Consider the following 17,006-nt stretch of genomic DNA (forward strand, 5'->3'; position numbering starts at 1 on the left):
CCGAGAGTCAGCAGCGCGCTCGTTCACGGGCGAGCGAACGATCGCGCTGCTCCTCGAACCTGGGGATCTTCACCTGCTCCAGGTCATCGAGGTAGGCCCCGAGGCGATCCCGGATCTCGTCACCGCGCGCGGTGAAATCGGTGCGGCCGAAGATGTTCCACTGCCGCAGCACCGGGGACAGCACCTCCTCGAAATGTTGCCGCAGATCGTAGACGCCGTGCTTGGCCATCAGCACACCGTTGCGCCGGAAGTTCGGCATGCCGGCGCCCGGCATCTGAAAGTTCCGCACGATCGCATCGATGGCTTCGATCGCCTGATCCGGAATGAGATCGAGCGCGTTGCCGCAGATCGTCCGATAGAAGATCATGTGCAGGTTCTCGTCGGCGGCGATGCGCTGCAACATCTTGTCCGCGATCGGATCGCCGCACACCCGGCTGGTGTTGCGGTGTGTCACCCGGGTGGCCAGTTCCTGAAAACTCACATACGCGACCGAATGCAGAAAGCCCGCACCGCTTTCCACATCGGCGGCGGTGGCGCCGGACGCGAAACCGTTGGTCATGTGGATCATTCGGGCATGTTCCAGCGCGACCGGATCCACGCCGCGAGTCACCACGAGGTAGTCGCGAATGACGGTGCTGTGGCGCATCTCCTCCGCGGTCCAGCGGCCGACCCAGGTGCCCCACGCGCCGTCGCGGGAGAAGTTCTCGGCGATCTCGCGGTGGTAGGAGGGCAGGTTGTCCTCGGTGAGCAGGTTGGTGATCATCGCCGCCTTGGCGACCTCGCTGAGCTTCGATTGTTCGGCGTGCCAATCGGTTCCGCCCAGCATGGCGAAATTGCGGCCCTCGTCCCAGGGTATGTAGTCGTGCGGGTGCCAGTCCTTGGTCATCGAAAGATGCCGGTGCACACAGTCTTCGGCGATCGGTTCGAGCTCGGTCAGAATCTCGCGTTGGGTCAGCTCACGCGGCACGCTCAATGCCTACCTTTCGATTTCGGATGATGTGACCGAGGTGAGGTCGCCGTCGTAGCGGCGATAGAGCAGCCGTCCTCGGCCACTGACTGGATCGGTGCTGAACACGAACGGCAAGCCGTAGCGGCACAACCGCTCCGCCGCCTCGTGCTCGCTGAGATGCAGTGTCGGATAGGGATTCACGGTGAGCGTGGACGGTGCCGCACCGGCCGGCAGGCCGAGCCGATGCTGCCTGGCCAGCCGCACGCCGCGCGGTCCGGCGCGGTACACCACCGCATCCATCCCGGTCTCCGCGTCGACGAACAGGTGGGCGTCGTAGTCCATGGTGGCGAGCACCGTGGTGGCCTCGGTCACCGTCGCGCGCCACAGCGCACAGCGTTTGCGGCGGACCACCGGCGCGAGCGCGGTGCCGCGCGCCAGCAGCGGTCGCCGCGGATCGGGCCAGCGCGGGCGGAGCGCGCCCGCGCGCACCCCGTCGAGTATCCGATCCAGCCGTTCGGCCGCGAACATCGCCGCGAAACCACCGGGGCCGATCGCCTGCGCACGCACCGGCAGCTCCCCGACATCGAGGTTGACCTGGATCACCAACGGGCCGTCCGGATTCGGAGCCGCGCCGATCCGGACCCGCGCGACGTCCTCGACCCGGTGCCGGCGCAGTACCCAGCCGATCGTCCGCCGCGCCTGCGCGAGCTGCCGCTCGGTCACCGCGCCGCAGGTCGTCACCAGCAGCGGCGTCGTGCCAGGTCCCGCGTACCCGAGCTCGGAAACTGTCATGACGTGGCCCCGCTTCCCTCTTGTCCGGCACTCTCAGCCGCCCCATGCCACCACCGCGGCCCCACCTCCGGACAGAGCCCAAAGTCACGGCCCCCGAGGACCGACGACCCGAACAAGACCCTCCCGAGACCGCGGGAGAGTGCGTCGCGGGGCCGGGGTTCGGTGGACGGACCGATTGCTGTACAGCCACGTTCGCCCGCCACCACGATGTGATCCGACACTGCGCGGGCGAAAGTGGGGACAGCGATGGCGGATTTCACCATTACCGTCGATTGGGGTGCGCGCAGTGAGCAGGTACGCAGGCAGCATTCGGATTTGCGCGCACAGCGGAGTTTCCTGCTCGCCGAGGCGCCATTGCCCGTCGCGGTGGGTGTCGTCGAGGCCGCCCAAGCCGCGCAATGGGATACGGCCACGCTTACTCCGCTGCCGGTGACTTCGGTAACGGGAGCCTCGAAAGCCACCGTGACGATTCCCGGTACCGCCAAGCAGATTCGTCTCGATTTCGAATTGCGGGTAACGATCGGCGGTACGACTTCGACCTGTTTGGCTTTTCGTCAACTGTTCACCGTCGCGACCAGTGGAGCGCTCGCACCACACCAATACTCTTTCGCGCAGATCGAAGTGCATCCGAGTTCCGGCGGATTCCCGCACACACCGACCGTGGTGCCGACGGTCCGACGGTCGTTTCTCGGGGCAAGTCCCCTGGTGACGGTGGCCCCGGGAATGGTGACGATCAATTGCGAATTCCTCGATGTCACCGAGCTGTGGTGGGCGACGTGGGCGGACAAGGATGTCTTCGGGTGGTACCTGAATCCGGCGTTCGGTGGGCGTCCCGGACGACTGCGGGTATTGGCGTGGACGAGCGGCACGGCACCGATGCTGTGGTTCGTCTCGGTCTCCGACAAGGCCGCCGACGGCAACGCGCCCGGCACAATTGGTACGAAACCGGCGGACAAACCCGCTCGGCCTGGTGCCGATATCGTTTTCTTCCGAGCGCCCGCCGGATTCAATTCGTTCTTCTACACCGCGGACAAGAGCGGATTCCTGAACCCGAAACACGGGGACCCGAACCAGAACCGTGGCGGGTCGACGATGTTCCACCTCGCGCGCTGGCTGTTGACGCCGCAACCACCGGCGGTGGTCGCCGCCGAAATGGCCCGCTCGAAGATTGGCGGGCGTCCGATATGGCCGGAATTGGCAGGTATGCGCTTCCTGCCACGCGCGACCACCCCGAAGATCGATCCGGCCGACCCGATGGACTTGATGACGCCGGAGATCCGGTGGGCTTTCCGGCCGGTCGGTGTGGAGTCAGCACTGCAGCACGCACCGGCGGAAGACATCGCGGTACTGCCGTTGTCGTTCGACGGATTCGGCGGCTTCCCGCAGGGTGGGTACTCGGCATTACAGAAGCGCGACACGCTCGATCCGATCCTGCGCAGCATCTGGCACCTGCTGTGGATGCGCGGCGCCGTGCACACGAAAGACACGGCGACCCCGGCACGCAACCGGCAGACCTGGCTACTGGCCAACAGCGGCGCGAACATCCCGATGGCCGGATGCCTGCGCGCGAACGCCGCGACGATCGACCGGGTGATCAGTTGCGATGCCACGCCGCCGGACGGCCCCAAGGGAAACCTTGTGCCGCATGTCATCCCGGCACTCAAAGCCGCGAACGAGCTGCGCGGGAAGCAGTCGAAGCCGTTCAAGGTCTTCATGCTCACCACCCCGAACATGTGGGCGAACAAGGCTGCATACCTGCATCGGAAGAGCCAGATCGACGCCACCGGCGCCGATGTCGGCTACCTGCCCGGTGACGCCGAATGGGACGACTACTGGACCTATCCACCGACCGCGGCCGGCAATCCGTTGCTGTTCGATCTGCTGTCGAGCTGGCATGGCAAGGGTCTGGAAAAGAGCAAACGGTTCGGCACGGTGGCCGGGGGGCGCCAATTCCTGTTCTGGCACGAATGGTCCGTCGACGGCGGGCATTTGGAGATCGTGACCAACCCGGCGCCCGCACCGCCGACACCGCGGGTGCGCAGTTGGCTGGAGGACATTCTCGGCACGTGACCGAGCCGGCGGTGCAACACCTCATGACACACAGATATCAACTCGGGAGGGTCCCATGAAGGTCGACTTCAAGCAATTCGAAGGCACGTTGCCGTACAGCTCGCAGCTGTACGGCGTGTATCAGCCACTGCTCGGGTGGAAGTCGAAACGACTGCAACGCCGATTCCAGGCCGCGCTGAGTTCGGTGGGTGAGGGCGCACTGATCCAAGCGGCCGCGGGCATCGTGCCGGTGGTGCGGCCGGATCCCGGACCTCACGTGAGCGGCGACGGTCCGGATGACCCTGCCGCACTGGCGAACCCGCTCATAGTGAGCTTGGGCGCGGCCGCACCGGCCACCGCGACCAATGCCGCCGACGCGCTGGACAGTGTCTTCGCCAGTGTCCTGCGCGAACAGCTGAAGCCGTACGGCCGCAACGAGATCACCAAGTGGCGCCCGTTGTTCACACCCGAGCAGCTGCAGAAGACCCTCGACATCGCGACAAAGCGGGTCACCAGTGCACACCTGACCGCGGTGCGCGCACTCGACCGGGTGACGCCCGCCGATGCGGCCGTCGACGACGCGCTGCTGCTCAACAAGCTCAATCGCGAATCCGTGGTGGCCGGCTCGGTGCACGCGCTGAACCAGCAGGATCAGGTGGGCACGCTGAGCCAGTTGTTCTTCGCCGACCCTGACCAGAAAGTCGCGCCGACCGACGTCGGCGGCCTGCTCGATCCGCTGAACACCCTGGACCCGACACACGGTGGGCTGAGCCAGGTCTCGCTGTCGCCGATCGGCACCGTCCATCTGTTCCGGCAGTACTTCTTCGAATTCGCGTCGTTCCTGGGTACCCCGGTCCAGCACGTATGGCTCAGTCCCGGCGGCACCGTCGAGTTGATCGAGGTGTCCACCCGAAAGACCACGGTGGACAAGCTCACCGAAATCGCCCTGGAGCAGATCCAGAAGACCGACACCTCGACCATGACGCAGGAGGAACTGTCCGATGCGGTGCGCGAGGAGAACCAGCAGAACTCCAAACTGGGTTACGGCGCGACCGCCTCGGCGAGCGGCGGCGTCGGTTCGGTGTTCACCGCGCAGGGCAGCACCAGCCTGAACTTCGAGCTCGACACGTCGCTGAAGCAGGCAAAAGAGCAGACGCACAAGCAGACCCGGCAACAGACCCAGTCCGCGTCCAGCCAGATCAAGAGCAACTTCAAGTCGACGCTGCGGGTGGTCACCGAGACCACGGACACCAGCAGCAAACGGTACGTGCTGCAGAACACGACCGACCGGCTGGTGAACTACGAACTGCGCCGCAAGATGCGCCAAGTCGGCGTCCAGCTACAGGATCTGGGCACGCAGCTGTGCTGGCAGACCTATGTCGACGACCCCGGCGCCGAACTCGGCGTCGCGAAACTCGTCCACATCGCCGAACCGCCGGACCTCGGCCGGGTGCAACCGCCACAACTGATTCCGGTGCCCGAGCCCGAGGTGAAGGATGCGCCGGTGTCGCTGAACATCGAGTGGTTCTTCGAGGATCGCAAGTACGGTTTCGTGGGCATCGGCGGCAAACTCCAGCTGGTACCGCCCCGCTCGGGCTACCTGTTCGACCGGGCCGAGGTGGTGGTGACCTCGGGCGAGCACTGGGCGTGGGGCTATCAGATCGGCGACTCCCAAGAAGTCGACGACGGCGCGAGCGGCAAAGAGAAAAGCGTCACGTCGATCATCGTCGGGGTGACCACGGCGCCAGGCGGTTTGGAGACCGACGAGCATCCGAAATTCACCCTGCAGGTGACGCCGATCTGGCGACCGTCGAAGAAGCTGATCAAAGACATCGCGACGAAGAACGAGGCGAAGATCGCCGAGGTGGACGCGGAGAAGACCCGCCTGGCCCAGGAGGCCTACATCACCGCGGCGCGGGATCGAGTGAAGGCGGCCAGCAGCATCGCGCCCCGCCCGTATGCCGAACTGCGGGAAGAAGAGCGAATCGTGGTGTTCCGCAACCTCATTCGCCAGCTCACCAAAGAGGTGGGCCTCGACGGGGAGAAGCCGCAGGTGCGCCACGTGGTGGCGGAACTGATCCAGGCGATGTTCGACACCGACTCGATGCTGTACTTCGTCGCCCCCGAGTGGTGGATTCCACGGGTACGCCAGCGCAAGATCTTCAACTGGACCGTCGCCGAACAATCGCCGCAGAACATCGGATTGGACGGAGCCTTCCCCGATTTCGACAAGAAACAGACGGTGTCCTGGGGCGGAGCCAACGCCCATCGCCCCGACAACTACTACATCACCGAGGATTCCACGCCCGCGCGGCTCGGCAGCTCACTGGGCTGGGTGCTGCAGCTCGACGGCGACAACTCCCGCAACGCATTCCTCAACGCGCCGTGGGTGAAAGCCGTGGTGCCGGTGCGCCCCGGCAAGGAACTCGCCGCGGTGAACTGGTTGCAGCGCAACGCGGTCGAAGGCACCGACGGGCTCGACGATCTGTATCAGGCGGGCAGTGCGGCCGCGGCGAAGCAGGTGCTCGACAGCCTGAAAGCGTATGCGTGGCCTGCGGGCAGCCCGCAGCGCCAGCGCTACGACACCATCACGGCCGCCGAACTCACCATCCGCGACGCGATCGCCTATCTGGCGATCCGGATCAACGCGAAATATCAGACCTCGCTGCAAAAGGTGAAGGACCCGGGCGACCCGACGGTCAGCTATCTGCCGACCGACAAGGTCTACGAAACCGGATTCGACCATCTGCAGGGCGGTTTCGAGGCCGCGGGCAGCAAACCCTTCGCGGTGTTCGACGAGTGGATCGAAGTGATGCCGACGGACCAGATCGTCGCGGTCGAGGTCAAGTACGACCCCAGGACCGGCCAGCAGCTGCCGCCCGGTCCGTTCCCAGCGGTCTGAAAAAGCCTGGGGTCAGGACAGTTTCAGGGAACGACCGATGATCTCCTTCATGATCTCGGTGGTGCCGCCGTAGATGGTCTGGACGCGAGCGTCCATGTACGCCTTGGCGATCGGGTATTCCTTCATGTAGCCGTAGCCGCCGTGCAGCTGCAGGCAGCGGTCGATGAGCTCGACCTGCTCCTCGGTGCTCCACCACTTGGCCATCGCGGCGTCCTCGACGGAAAGCCTTCCGGCATTGAGGTCTTCGATGAAACGGTCGACCAGCACGCGCACCGCGGTGGTCTTGGTGGCCAGCTCGGCGAGCACGAAGCGGGTGTTCTGGAAGGTGCCGATCGGCTTGCCGAACGCCTTGCGGTCGCGCACGTACTGACAGGTCATGTCCAGGCAGGATTCCATCGCGGCGGCCGCCATGACGGCGATGGACAGCCGCTCCTGCGGCAGGTTCTGCATCAGGTGGATGAAGCCCGCGCCCTCCTGCCCGAGCAGGTTGGCGGCGGGCACCCGGACATCGGTGAAACTGAGTTCGGCGGTGTCCTGCGCCTTGAGGCCGAGCTTGTCCAGGTTGCGGCCGCGCTCGAAGCCGGGCATGTCGCGCTCCACCACCAGCAGGCTGAAACCCATCGCGCCCTTGTCGGGATCGGTCTGCGCGACCACGATGACGATATCGGAGTTGATGCCGTTGGTGATGAACGTCTTGGCACCGTTGAGCACCCAGTCGTCGCCGTCGCGGACCGCGCGGGTCTTGATGCCCTGCAGGTCCGAGCCGGTGCCCGGCTCGGTCATCGCGATCGCGGTGATGATCTCGCCTGCGCAGAAGCCGGGCAGCCAGCGCTGCTTCTGCTCGTCGTTGGCCAGTTCCAGCAGGTAGGGCGCGATCACGTCGTTGTGCAGGGCGAAACCGAGCCCGGAGTACTGACCGCGCACCGACTCCTCGGCGACGATGGCGTTGTAGCGGAAGTCCTTGACCCCGCCGCCGCCGTACTCCTCGGGCATGGCCATGCCGAGGAAGCCCTGCTTGCCGGCCTCCAGCCAGACCGACCGGTCGACGATCCCCTGCTCTTCCCACTGCGCGTGGTTCGGTGCGACGTGCTGATCGAGAAACTTGCGGAACGACTCCCGGAACAGCTCGTGCTCGGGTTCGAACAGTGTGCGCTCCACACCAACCTCCTAGTGACCACAGCGGCCGGACCACACCGACCCGTCGTTCTGACCTACGGTACCCGGAACCAGAATCGCTGTTCACTTCTGGGGCAGAATTGTTGCCCGACCAGGCATGGCGCGCCAGGCGCCGGAAGAAGACAGAGATTCGCCGCAAACCGCGGTGTCCTGGCCCACACAATTGCGACGCGGTGTTAACCCGCAGTCCAACTCCCGGTGAACACCGCCGTGCGACCGTTGGGCAATGGCGGCGACCCTCATCGCGACGGCACCGACCGGTTCCGTTGCCTCCTCCCCCGATCCGGTGGACCAGCCTCCGGCGCGCCCGGTCGAACGACTCGGACTCGCCGTGCTGCTGCTCGGCACCGCGATCGCCTACCTGTGGCACCTCACGGTCAACGGTATGGCGAACAACTTCTACGCCGGCGCCACCTGGGCCGGCTCCCGGAATTGGCAGTCGCTGCTGTTCGGGTCGCTGGACCCGGGCAACTTCATCACGGTCGACAAACCACCGGTGTCGCAGTGGATCATGGGCCTGTCCGGACAGCTCTTCGGCTTCAGCAGCGCGAGCATGCTGGTGCCGCAGGCGCTGATGGCGGTGGGCGCGGTCGCGCTGCTCTACGGCGCGGTCACCCGCGCCACCGGCAGCCGCGGCGCGGGACTGCTCGCCGGTGCGATCCTGGCGGCAACTCCGGTGGCGGCCATGATGTTTCGGTTCAACCACCCCGACGCGGTGATGGTGCTGCTGATGACGGCGGCCGCATACTGCACGATCCGCGCCGCCGCCCACGCGCGCGGCCGCTGGCTCGTGCTGGCCGGTGTCGCACTGGGATTCGCGTTCCTGTCGAAGATGCTCGAAGGGCTCATGGTGTCGCCCGCGCTCGCGGTGAGCTATCTGCTCGTCGCGCCGACCTCGCTGCGGAACCGGTTGTGGCACTTGGCCGGTGGCGCAGTCGCACTGGTCGTCTCGGCAGGCTGGTACGTGCTGCTCACCGTGCTGTGGCCCGCATCCTCGCGGCCCTACCTGGCGGGCTCGACGGACAACACGTTCATGAACACGGTGCTCGGCTACAACGGCTTCGGCCGCTTCCTCGGCGACACCGCGCCGAGCGGCAGTATCGCCCTGCCCGACGGATATCAGGCGCCGGCCGGGCTGCTGCAAAGCTTCAACGATTTCGGCGAGCCCGGCGCGGGCAGGCTGTTCGCGGGCGAGAGCGGATTCGAGATCTCCTGGCTGATTCCGGCCGCGCTGCTGGCGTTCGCGCTGGTCATCGCATCCCGATGGGGCAGCCCGCGCACCGATCCGGTACGCGGCGCGGCGCTCACGTTCGGGCTGTGGCTGGTCACGATGGGCGGGGCGTTCAGCGTGATGGGCGCGATCGAGCACTCGTACTACACGCTGGCGCTCGCGCCCGCCACGGCCGGAATCGTGGCCGTCGGCGTACACGAGCTGTGGCGCCGGCGCGACGAGGCGTTCGGCCGGCTCGGCACGGCCGCCCTCGTCGCCGCCATGGGCGGCTGGGCTTTCGTTGTGCTGCAACGCAATTCCGAATGGTTGCCGTGGGTGCGGTGGACCGTCGCCGGGGCGAGCGCACTGGCCGTGCTCGGCTTGCTCGGCACCGCGATACCGGCGACCGCCGGATGGCAGACGGCCCGCACGCGCGGCACGGCGGTGCTCGTGATCGTCGGAGTGCTTGCCGGACTGGGTGGTTCGACCGCTTACGCGGCGGCGACCCTGCCGCAGGAGCATACGGGTCGCAGTCCCGTCGTCGGTCCCGCCAAACCCGTGGAGACCGGGATCGCGGCGCTCATCCGGCGCCAGACCCAGAACTTCGCCGACGGCGGCGCGTTCACCAACCCGCAGATCGTCTCACTGCTGACGAGTTCGACCACCACCTGGTCGGCTGCGGTGGACCGCGGATCCGTCGCCGCCGCACTCGAATTGGCCAGTCGCACACCGGTGATCGCCATCGGCGGGTTCGCCGAAGCGGACCCGGTCCCGACCCTCGAACAGTTCCAGGGCTACGTGCGCGACCACCGACTCGGCTACTACCTGGTACAGGAAATGCAACTACCCGCGTCCTGGCGCACCGGCGGCCAAGCCCCCACCACGCCCACACCCCCCTGGCAGGTAACCGGCAAACCCGAAATCGCCGACTGGGTCTCCCACCACTTCCCCGCCACCCATATCGGCAACATCGCGGTCTACGACCTGACCGCCCACCCCAACTAGCCCACCCACAACCTGCGAAGCCCGCAACCGCCTGCCCGCACAACGGCAAAACCGCCCAGGCAGACACCTTCTCCACCGAAGACGTCGTCGCAGCGACGCACCACTCGAAGCAACCGCAGAGCGCTCGCGGACGCGAAAGGTCAACGGCCGCCCAGCCCAATGGCGACACCGACTAACCCGCAGCTCAACTGCGGGCGCAGTCGCAGCGGCGAAGCGGCCGTGCACCAAATCAGCGGCGTAGCGAACCCGGACGGCGGCGGCGACACGGAAGAATCCACCGCAGCGGCGAATCAATCACCGCCCCGGCTCGCCGGACCAGCCGCGGCTCAACGGGGACCGATCGCTAATGAGTTCAACGACGGAGCGAGCACGACCGCGGCTCAACAGGGACCGATCGCGGATGAGTTCAACGACGGAGCGAGCACGGCCGCGGCTCAGCAGGACCGGTCGCGGATGGGGCTCAGAGGCGGAGCCAGTCGCGGAGGCGACCGGTCAGGTGGCGGCCGGAGTCTCGGGCACGCTCGGCGAAGAGGAACTCGAGTTCTCCCTCGAGGGCTTTACGGGTGACGTCGCGCAATTCCTTTGCGGCCGTGGTGTGGTCGGGGGCGTCACGCCAGGGGGCCGGGTCGATGGGGGTGCCTGCGGAGAAGTAGAAACGTTCGGGGCGGGGCAGGACGGTGGGGCCGAGGCCGCGCAGCAGGGGCGGGGTCAGGTCGGGGTGGAGGCCGAGGGCCTGCACGGTCCAGCGCAGGGGGCGCAGCACCGGATGGTCGCCGTCGACCACGATGTCGTAGGCGTCGTCCACTCCGATCATCGCGACCGGCACGATCGGGGCGCCCGCCTCGATCGCCATGCGGGCGAATCCGCTGCGGCCCTCCCATTTGAGGACGTACTTCTCGTTCTTGCGGCGCACCGCTTCTCGCCCGCCGCCGGGGAACACGATCACGGCGTCACCGCGCTGCAGCATGGCGAGGCAGTTGCCGCGGGTGCCGCGGACCGCGCCGTAGCGGTGCAGGAAATGCCGCAGCCCTGGGACGGAGATGAGCACATTCTCGGCGAGACCACGGATCAGCCTGCCGCGGCGGCGCAACACCTCGGGCAGCAGCAGCGGAGCGTCGATTCCGCCCATCAGGTTGTGATTGCCGACCAGCAGCACGGGACCTTCGGTCGGAATGTTGTCCAGGCCGTAGAACCGCGGGCTGGTCCACGCGCGCAGCGGTGCGAGCAGCGCCTCGATCACCCGTACGTCGGTGTCGGACAGCGACACGTGCAACGGCGCCCCGTCGCTCAGCGTCTGCTGCTCGAGTACGTCCGAGTGCCGATCCCCGTGACCGGCCGACCCCGCGCGGTCGTGCGACATAGCACCCTCCTGATGTCGTTGCGACCGACGATATCGTAACGAAAACCACTGTGTCGCATCACATGTGAGCCCCGACACAGTCTGGACGGTCTGCCGAGCACCTCGACGGCCCGCCGCACGAGCCACCCTGTGCCACGCGGATACACGCGCAACGCCGTGACGTCGCACTGGGCGAACAGGTTTCAGTGAGAGACCGAGGCAGGACCACGTCCGCCTACGGGCAACGATGTGAGCGAGTTAACGCTCGCCGAGGTACGCCCAGGATGGACCATCCGAAGCTTCGAGCTGAACGCCCGTCCGCGACATCCACGGTATCCCGACATCTACCGCGCTACCTCCGCTACCCCATATTCGAGTCCTGCTCAGTCGACCCAGCCCACCACACCGGCTGCGGATGGGGCGCAAACCGATGAGCCGTATTGGTCAGCCGATCACCAGGTAATGGTGGCGACAGCCTCTCGACCGATGCCGCCACCATTACCTGGTGATCACCCGACCAGCTCAAACCCGGCGCGTCGACGTGCGTGTCACGAGCCTCCGTCGGCAGACTCCCCCGCAAGCCACGTCGCGCGCGGAAGTCCACCTTCGGCCCGCTGCCGAATGCGATCCGCGCCGCGCAGCGGCGGTGTCGGTCACTCGATCAGGAGGAACTGGTGGCGGAGGCCTCTCGACCGATGCCGCCACCAGTTCCTCGTGATCACCCGACCAGCTCAAACCCGGCGCGTCGACGTGCGTGTCGCAAGCGTCCGTCGGCGGACTTCCGTGCAAGGCACGTCGCGCGCGGATGTCCACCTTCGGGCCGCTGCTGGACGGGGTCCGCGCCGCGCAGCGGCGGTGTCGGTCACTCGATCAGGAGGAACTGGTGGCGGAGGCCTCTCGACCGATGCCGCCACCAGTTCCTCGTGATCACCCGACCAGCTCAAACCCCGCGTGTCGACGTGCGTGTCACGAGCGTCCGTCGGCAGACTCCCGCGCAAAGGCACGCTCGCAGACCCCCGCGCAAGGCACGTTCCGCAGACCCCCGCGCAAAGCACGCTCGCACACTCCCGCGCAAAGCACGCTCGCACACTCCCGCGCAAAGCACGCTCGCACACTCCCGCGCAAGGCACGCTCGCACACTCCCCCGCAGGGCACACTCCCAGACTCCCCCGCAAAGCAGTTCGCGGTGCGGACCTCAGATTTCGGCGTGCCCGTTCGTCTCAGGTCCGCCTGCGTGTGCGTATTCCGCGAGGGCTGCGGCCAGCGAATGTGGGACGCGGGCGCGGACTCGGGTGCCACCCTCCTCGTGGGTGGAGGTGATGATGCGGCCGTCCGCGTGGATGCGGGCGAGCAGGTCGCCGCGGGTGTAGGGCAGCAGGACGCCGACTTCGACGTCGAGACCGCCGAGCACCTCGGCGAGCCGATCACGCAGGGCGTCGATGCCGAGATCGGCGTGCACCGAGACGAACTCGGCGTCAGGGAGCTGGCCGCGCAGGCGGGTCAGCGCCAGCTGGTCCAGCGCGTCGATCTTGTTGACCACCAGCAGTTCCGGCGGCGCCACCGTGCCCTGCTCCTTGATCACATCGGTGATCACCTCGCGGACCGCCTTGATCTGTTCGGCGGGCAGCGGGTCGGAACCGTCGACCACGTGCAGCAGCAGGTCGGCACCGGTCACCTCTTCCAAGGTGGACCGGAACGCCTCGACCAACTGGGTCGGCAGGTGCCGGACGAAACCGACGGTGTCGGTGAAGACGACCTCGCGGCCGTCGTCCAGATCGGCCCGCCGGGTGGTCGGGTCGAGGGTGGCGAACAGCGCGTCCTGCACCAGCAGCCCCGCGCCGGTGAGCGCGTTCATCAGGCTGGATTTGCCCGCGTTGGTGTAGCCGACGATCGCGACCGACGGGATGCCGCTGGAATTGCGGCGCGCCCGCATGGTGTCGCGCGCGGTTTTCATCTCGCGGATCTCGCGGCGCAGCTTGGCCATTCGCTCGCGGATACGGCGGCGGTCGGTCTCGATCTTCGTCTCACCGGGACCACGCAGGCCCACACCGCCGTTGCTGCCCGCGCGACCACCGGCCTGGCGGGACATGGACTCACCCCAGCCGCGCAGTCGCGGCAGCATGTATTCCATCTGCGCGAGGGCGACCTGGGCTTTGCCTTCTCGCGAGGTGGCGTGCTGAGCGAAGATATCCAGGATCAGCGCGGTCCGGTCGATCACCTTGACCTTGACGACCTTCTCCAGCGCGGTCAGCTGCGCGGGGGTCAGTTCACCGTCGCAGATCACCGTGTCCGCACCGGTTTCCAGCACGACGGCGCGCAGCTCGTCGGCCTTGCCGGAGCCGATATAGGTGGCCGGGTCCGGCTTGTCGCGGCGCTGGATCAATCCTTCCAGCACCTCCGAGCCCGCGGTTTCGGCGAGCGCGGCCAGTTCGGTCATGCTCGCGTCGGCCTGCGCGGCGCTGCCCGCGGTCCACACACCGACCAGCACGACCCGCTCCAGGCGCAGCTGCCGGTATTCGACCTCGGTGATATCGGTGAGTTCGGTGGACAGCCCGGCGACGCGACGCAGCGAGCTGCGTTCGTCGAGCTGCATTTCGCCGACCGTCGGTTCGGCCGGAGTCCATCCCCCGGAACGCTTCATCCGTGCCGCGTGCTGGGCCACGACATCACCGGTCTCGGCATCCTCGAACTCGCCGCCGGTCATATCGTTGTCGAAATCAGAGGTACTGATGTCCTCGGCCCCCTCGGTGAAATCTTCGGCACGTGTGAATTCGTAAGTGTTTTGTTTCGTCATACAGGTTCCATGGTCCCACGAGATACCGACATGGCGCATTCGGATATTCGGCACCGCCGTGCCCCGCGTGTCCCGATCCGAAATCGCGTCAGAGGTGCTGCCACCAGCTCTCGGCGATGCGGCCGGCGGCGAGCAGCACCGAGGGCCCGCGCAGCGTCGCAACGCCTTCGACCAAGCCGACGGTCACTTCGCCGCCCGGGATGCGCACCCGCACCTCGCCGCTGTCGGTGCCGACGCGGAAGCCTTCGCGCAGCAGCGCCGCGGTCGCCGCGGCGACGGTTCCGGTTCCGCAGGAACGGGTTTCGCCGACGCCGCGTTCGTAGACCCGCATGTCCACGGCGCGGTCGGCGTCCAGCGCGGTCAGGATCTCCACGTTGACGCCGTGCGGGAACAGGTCCGGGTCGTAGCCCGGCGGCACGCTGAGGTCGAGCTTGCCCAGGGCGTCCACGGTCAGCTCCGGGTCGACGCAGGCCAGGTGCGGATTGCCGACGTCGATGCCGACGCCGCGATAACCCCAGCCCGCGATGGTGGCGGTGGATTCGCCGAGTTCCCGGACCCGGCCCATGTCGACGGTGACGTCGCCGTCGACCGCGGTCGCGGAGTGGACCACCACCGGCCGTCCCCCGGCCCGGCTGCCCACCACGAACGTGTCGCTCGTCTCCAGTCCGGAGGCCACCAGGTAGTGCGCGAACACTCGCGTGCCGTTGCCGCACATCTCGGCGATCGAACCGTCGGCATTGCGATAGTCCATGAACCAGTCGGTGTCGCGTACGCCCTCGGGCAGGTCGGCGAGCACGCCCGCACGGCGCAGCGCCTCGGCGCGCGCGACCCGCAGCACGCCGTCGGCGCCGAGACCGCGCTGCCGATCGCACAGCGCGCTCACCCGTTCCGGGGTCAGGTCCAGCCGAACCTCGGGGTCCGGCAGCACCACGAAATCGTTCTGGGTGCCGTGCCCTTTGGCGAACTCGAAATCCGACACGTACGTGTTCTCCCTAATTCGTCGTCATTTGGCAAACGTCCGGCGCTGCCGGGAAATTTCGTAGAGCGCCACGGCCGCCGCGGACGGCGCGCCGAGCGAGCTCGCGGTGCCGCCCATCGGAATGTGCACCATGTCGTCGCAGGCGTCCTGCCAAGCCGCGCTCATTCCGCCGGTCTCGTTTCCGACCACGAGAATGGTCGCCTCGGTGAAGTCGTGATCATAGGCCGCACGCGGTCCGTGTTCGTCGGTACCGACGATCCGGGTCGGGATACCGCGCCGCACCTGCCGATCCCGGAATTCGAGCACCTGCGCGGGACCGGCCGCGCGCAGCACCGGCATCGCGAACAGCGAGCCGGTCGAGGCGCGGACCGCCTGCGGGTCGTACTGGTCGGCGCCGTGCCCGGTGACCACGACACCGCTGGCGCCGAACGCGTCCGCGGAACGGATCAGCGTGCCGAGGTTGCCCGGCGAATTCGGCCGGTCGAACACCACGACCACGGGCGCGTCCTCGCCCGGCTCCCCCGGTTCGAACGTGGCCAGCTCGTCCTGGCGCGAGATCGCCACCGCGACCACTTCCGGTATGCCGCCGGACTTTTCGCCGAGTTCGGCCATCAGCTCGGGGACCAGCCCGACCTGCGGGACGTCGCTGGTATCCAGCAGTTGCCTGGCCCAGCTGGACAGGTCGGGCGTGCCGAGGCGGTAGAGCAGCGTCTCCAGTGGCCAGTCGTTGGCCAGGGCCTGGGTGATCGGCCGGACGCCCTGCACCAGGAAACGACCGTCACGGTGGCGTTTGGTGCGGTTGTTCAGGTAGGCCTGCCACACCTGGACGGAGGCGTTTCGGGTGCTCACACGTCGGGTCACTGCGGAGTCCGTTCTTTCTCGTCGAGCAGGGCGAGCGTCGTCGCCACCAGGTCGGGCGCGGCGCCGTCCACCCAGCGCACCCGCGGGTCGCGGCGGAACCACGAGCGCTGCCGCCGAACGTAGCGCCGGGTCCCGATCAGGGTGCGTTCTTGCGCGTGTTCCAGGTCGTATTCGTTGTCGAGGTACGACAGGACTTGTGCGTAGCCGATGGCGCGCCGGGCGGTGACGCCCTCGCGCAGGCCGTGCTCGAGCAGCGTGCGTACTTCGTCGACGAGTCCGCCGTCGAACATCCGCGCGGTGCGCCGCTCGATCCGTTCGTCCAGTTCGGCGGTGTCGCGGTCGACGCCGATGATCACGGTGCCCCAGCGCGGGGTGCCGATCTCGGGCGCGGAGGCGGCGAAGGGCCGGCCGGTGAGCTCGACGACCTCGAGCGCACGCACCATCCGCCGCCCGTCGGTGGGCAGGATGGTGGCGGCCGCGGCCGGATCGGCGGCCCGCAGCGCGGCGTGCACGGCCGCGACACCACCCTCGGCGAGCACCGCCTCCCAGCGGGCGCGCACCTGCGGGTCGGTGGCCGGGAACGCCCATTCGTCCAGTAGCGCTTGGACATACATCATCGACCCGCCGACGATCACCGGGACGCGACCGCGCGCCATGATCGCCGCCACATCGGCACTGGCCGAACTCTGGTAGGCCGCGACCGTCGCGGTCTCGGTCACCGCCAGCACGTCGAGTTGGTGGTGCGGGATGCCGCGGCGTTCGGCGGGGGTCAGTTTGGCGGTGCCGACGTCCATGCCGCGATAGAGCTGCATCGCGTCGATGTTGACGATCTCGCCGCCGAGCCGTTCGGCCAGCGCGAGGCCGAGGTCGGATTTGCCGGTGGCGGTGGGGCCGACCACCGCGATCGGGGTGATCCGCTCGCTCACCACGCCCCCTCACTCGGCCGCGGG

The 17,006-nt window shown here is 67.5% G+C and carries 11 protein-coding genes; 3 read left to right on the forward strand and 8 right to left on the reverse strand.

Features of this window, described 5'->3' with window-relative positions; all coding sequences use genetic code 11:
* Nucleotides 1-7: 7 nt before the first annotated feature.
* On the reverse strand, nt 8-967 hold the full coding sequence (locus NVU01S_RS36585) for an acyl-ACP desaturase (RefSeq protein ID WP_043681628.1): 960 nt from the start codon (nt 965-967) through the stop codon (nt 8-10).
* Nucleotides 968-976: 9 nt separating this feature from the next.
* Nucleotides 977-1,741 (reverse strand): sigma 54 modulation/S30EA ribosomal C-terminal domain-containing protein, encoded by a 765-nt coding sequence (locus NVU01S_RS36590; RefSeq protein ID WP_052281373.1) that lies wholly within the window; start codon nt 1,739-1,741, stop codon nt 977-979.
* A gap of 246 nt (nt 1,742-1,987) precedes the next feature.
* On the opposite strand from NVU01S_RS36590, the gene NVU01S_RS36595 reads away from it, so the two are divergent.
* A complete protein-coding gene (locus NVU01S_RS36595) occupies nt 1,988-3,811 on the forward strand; it encodes a hypothetical protein (protein ID WP_043681631.1) in 1,824 nt (607 codons plus the stop codon).
* Between the two features lie 55 nt (nt 3,812-3,866).
* A complete protein-coding gene (locus tag NVU01S_RS36600) occupies nt 3,867-6,692 on the forward strand; it encodes a hypothetical protein (RefSeq protein WP_043681634.1) in 2,826 nt (941 codons plus the stop codon).
* Between the two features lie 12 nt (nt 6,693-6,704).
* On the opposite strand, the gene NVU01S_RS36605 is transcribed toward NVU01S_RS36600, so the two are convergent.
* The gene (locus NVU01S_RS36605) at nt 6,705-7,850 is read right to left on the reverse strand and encodes an acyl-CoA dehydrogenase family protein (protein WP_029900652.1); all 1,146 of its coding nucleotides are present in this window, start codon (nt 7,848-7,850) and stop codon (nt 6,705-6,707) included.
* 244 nt (nt 7,851-8,094) lie between these two features.
* On the opposite strand from NVU01S_RS36605, the gene NVU01S_RS36610 reads away from it, so the two are divergent.
* Nucleotides 8,095-10,083 (forward strand): glycosyltransferase family 39 protein, encoded by a 1,989-nt coding sequence (locus NVU01S_RS36610; protein ID WP_043681637.1) that lies wholly within the window; start codon nt 8,095-8,097, stop codon nt 10,081-10,083.
* Between the two features lie 460 nt (nt 10,084-10,543).
* Here NVU01S_RS36610 and NVU01S_RS36615 read toward each other — a convergent pair whose 3' ends face one another.
* The 5 genes from NVU01S_RS36615 to miaA form a co-directional block, all read right to left on the reverse strand.
* Nucleotides 10,544-11,443: a lysophospholipid acyltransferase family protein gene (locus NVU01S_RS36615; protein ID WP_052281374.1), complete on the reverse strand. Its 900-nt coding sequence runs from the start codon at nt 11,441-11,443 to the stop codon at nt 10,544-10,546.
* Nucleotides 11,444-12,617: 1,174 nt separating this feature from the next.
* The gene (gene hflX / locus NVU01S_RS36620) at nt 12,618-14,063 is read right to left on the reverse strand and encodes a GTPase HflX (protein WP_052281315.1); all 1,446 of its coding nucleotides are present in this window, start codon (nt 14,061-14,063) and stop codon (nt 12,618-12,620) included.
* 241 nt (nt 14,064-14,304) lie between these two features.
* Nucleotides 14,305-15,195, reverse strand: a complete 891-nt coding sequence (dapF, locus tag NVU01S_RS36625) for a diaminopimelate epimerase (protein ID WP_043680666.1) — start codon at nt 15,193-15,195, stop codon at nt 14,305-14,307.
* A gap of 24 nt (nt 15,196-15,219) precedes the next feature.
* Entirely contained in the window at nt 15,220-16,056 is an 837-nt protein-coding gene (locus NVU01S_RS36630) for a TrmH family RNA methyltransferase (protein ID WP_043680670.1), read from the reverse strand.
* Nucleotides 16,053-16,985 carry a tRNA (adenosine(37)-N6)-dimethylallyltransferase MiaA gene (miaA, locus tag NVU01S_RS36635; RefSeq protein WP_043680677.1) on the reverse strand — a complete coding sequence of 311 codons (933 nt, stop codon included), beginning with the start codon at nt 16,983-16,985 and terminating at the stop codon, nt 16,053-16,055. Before miaA ends, NVU01S_RS36630 begins: the two co-directional genes overlap by 4 nt.
* Between the last annotated feature and the right edge of the window lie 21 nt (nt 16,986-17,006).

Source organism: Nocardia vulneris, from assembly GCF_001613425.1.
GTDB classification, from domain to species: domain Bacteria; phylum Actinomycetota; class Actinomycetes; order Mycobacteriales; family Mycobacteriaceae; genus Nocardia; species Nocardia vulneris.

What these genes read in the sequence shown, in the direction of transcription:
- NVU01S_RS36595 (WP_043681631.1), top strand. Translation starts at nt 1,988, where the DNA reads ATGGCGGATTTCACCATTACCGTCGATTGGGGTGCGCGCAGTGAGCAG.
- NVU01S_RS36615 (WP_052281374.1), bottom strand. Translation starts at nt 11,443, where the DNA reads ATGTCGCACGACCGCGCGGGGTCGGCCGGTCACGGGGATCGGCACTCG.
- hflX (WP_052281315.1), bottom strand. Translation starts at nt 14,063, where the DNA reads ATGAAGCGTTCCGGGGGATGGACTCCGGCCGAACCGACGGTCGGCGAA.
- NVU01S_RS36590 (WP_052281373.1), bottom strand. Translation starts at nt 1,741, where the DNA reads ATGACAGTTTCCGAGCTCGGGTACGCGGGACCTGGCACGACGCCGCTG.
- NVU01S_RS36600 (WP_043681634.1), top strand. Translation starts at nt 3,867, where the DNA reads ATGAAGGTCGACTTCAAGCAATTCGAAGGCACGTTGCCGTACAGCTCG.
- NVU01S_RS36610 (WP_043681637.1), top strand. Translation starts at nt 8,095, where the DNA reads ATGGCGGCGACCCTCATCGCGACGGCACCGACCGGTTCCGTTGCCTCC.